The organism is Streptomyces prasinopilosus (assembly GCF_001419695.1).
GTDB classification, from domain to species: domain Bacteria; phylum Actinomycetota; class Actinomycetes; order Streptomycetales; family Streptomycetaceae; genus Streptomyces; species Streptomyces prasinopilosus.
Genome location: NZ_LIRG01000883.1, coordinates 1 through 1980, shown reverse-complemented (window position 1 = coordinate 1980; position 1980 = coordinate 1). Strand labels below are relative to the sequence as shown.

The following is a 1980-nucleotide window of genomic DNA, read 5'->3' as shown; positions in this document are numbered from 1 at the left end:
CCGGCCGGATCTGCTCGCGGAGCTGAAGTCGGCCTGGGAGGAGGTCGACAGCGGTCTGCTGCCGTACCCGGCGGCCTGACCCCGGCCGGGGACGCCGCGTGCGGGGGCGACCGCCGCCGCGGCCTCCCCCGGGGGCGCGGTCACGGAGCGGGGGACGGGCGGGGCGTCGGCCGACGGAGTGGTGCGACGCCCGCGGTCCGGACCCGTCACCGGTCGCAGCCGCAGGTCGTAGGTCCAAAGACCGGGCCCGGTCCGGCCAAAACTCGGTGGGCAGTGCCCGTCGCGATCCGTAGGCTCACTGCCGATGGCCACGACACCCCCACCCCTCGAAACGCGCGAAGCGACCGAAGCGACCGAAGCGACCGAAGCGACCGAAGCACGATCCACGGTTCGTGCGTTGCTGCGGCTGTGGCCGTACGTACGGCCCGTGCGGGCACGGCTGTTCACCGCCGCCTTCGTCGCGATCCTCGCCTCGTGCATCGGCCTGGTCATCCCCCTGGTCCTGAAGTGGATGGTGGACGGCCCCATCGCCGGCCGGGACCCGGCGGGTGTGTGGCTCGGCGCGCTGTACCTGCTGCTGCTCGGGCTCGCGGAGGCGCTGCTGTTCGGGCTCCGGCGGTGGCTGGTGGCACGCCCGCTGGCGGGCGTGGAGGCGGGGATGCGGGCGGACCTGTACCGGCGTCTGCAGCGGCTGCCGGTGGCGTTCCACGACCGCTGGCCGTCGGGACAGCTGCTGTCCCGGGGGACCACGGATCTGATGCTGGTGCGCATGTTCCTGGCCTTCCCCCTGACGTTCCTGCTGGTCAACGGGGTGACGATCCTGGTCGGTGTGGTCATCATGCTGCTCCAGGACTGGGCTCTGGGGCTGGTGGTCCTGATTCCGGTCGTGCCGGTGATGGTCATCTGCGTGGCCTTCGAGAAGCGGTACTCCGAGGCGTCGCGGCTCGCCCAGGACCAGGTCGGCGATCTGACGACGGTCGTCGAGGAGAGCGTGCTCGGCATCCGTGTCATCAAGGGGTTCGGACGGCACCGCAGCCAGGCGCGGACGTTCCGGAAGCTGTCCGGGGACCTGCGCGGCACCGAGCTGCGCAAGGCCCGGCTGCTGGGCGCCATCATGAGCGTCATCGTGACGCTCCCGGAGCTGGCCATCGGCACGACCCTGGTGTGGGGCACCGTGCGGGTGGCCGACGGGGACCTGTCCGCGGGCACCCTGGTGGCGTTCCTGTCGACGGCCCTGGCACTGCGCTGGCCCGTGGACTCGATCGGTTTCCTGCTGGCGATGAGCCAGGAGGCGGCGACCGCGACCGAGCGGTACTTCGAGGTGATGGACGCCGAGGAGGAGGGGCGGGGCCCCGACGGCGCGCGGACACCGGCCGCCCCCGGGGGCGGCGGCGGACTGCGCTTCCACGGCGTCACCTTCCGCTACCCCGACGCCCCTTCCGGGTCCCCGCCCGTCCTGGACCGGGTCGACCTGCACATCCGGCCCGGTGAGTCGATGGCCCTGGTCGGCGCGACCGGCAGCGGCAAGTCGCAGTTGTTCAACGTCCTCGCCGGAGCCGTCATCTCGGAGACCGGCGTACGGCGTCCGACCACCGCCGCGCCCATCGCGTGCAGTTGGAGCGACGGCGCCGCGGGCCTCATCGAACGGCTCGGCATCCCGCCCCGGCTGCGCCGGCGCCCGCTGCAGGCGACGGCGGACGCGGACGAGCAGCTGCGCGGACTCGTCCTCGTCGACCTGCCGGACCACGACTCGGCGGCCGTCCAGCACCGCGAACAGGTCGACCGGGTGCTGGCCCTGGTCGACGCCGTCATCTGGGTCGTCGACCCGGAGAAGTACGCCGACGCGATGCTCCACGAGCGGTACCTGCGGCCCATGGCGGCCCACGCGGAGGTCATGTTCGTCGTCCTCAACCAGATCGACCGGCTGCCCGGAGAGGCCGCCGAACAGGTCCTGGACGATCTGCGCCGCCTGCTCGACGA

Annotated in this window: 1 protein-coding gene; it reads left to right on the top strand. The window is 72.7% G+C overall.

Features of this window, described 5'->3' with window-relative positions; all coding sequences use genetic code 11:
• Positions 1 to 304 precede the first annotated feature (304 nt).
• On the top strand, positions 305 to 1980 hold a 1676-nt coding region (locus tag AOK18_RS28005; RefSeq protein ID WP_157865260.1), incomplete at its 3' end, for an ABC transporter transmembrane domain-containing protein.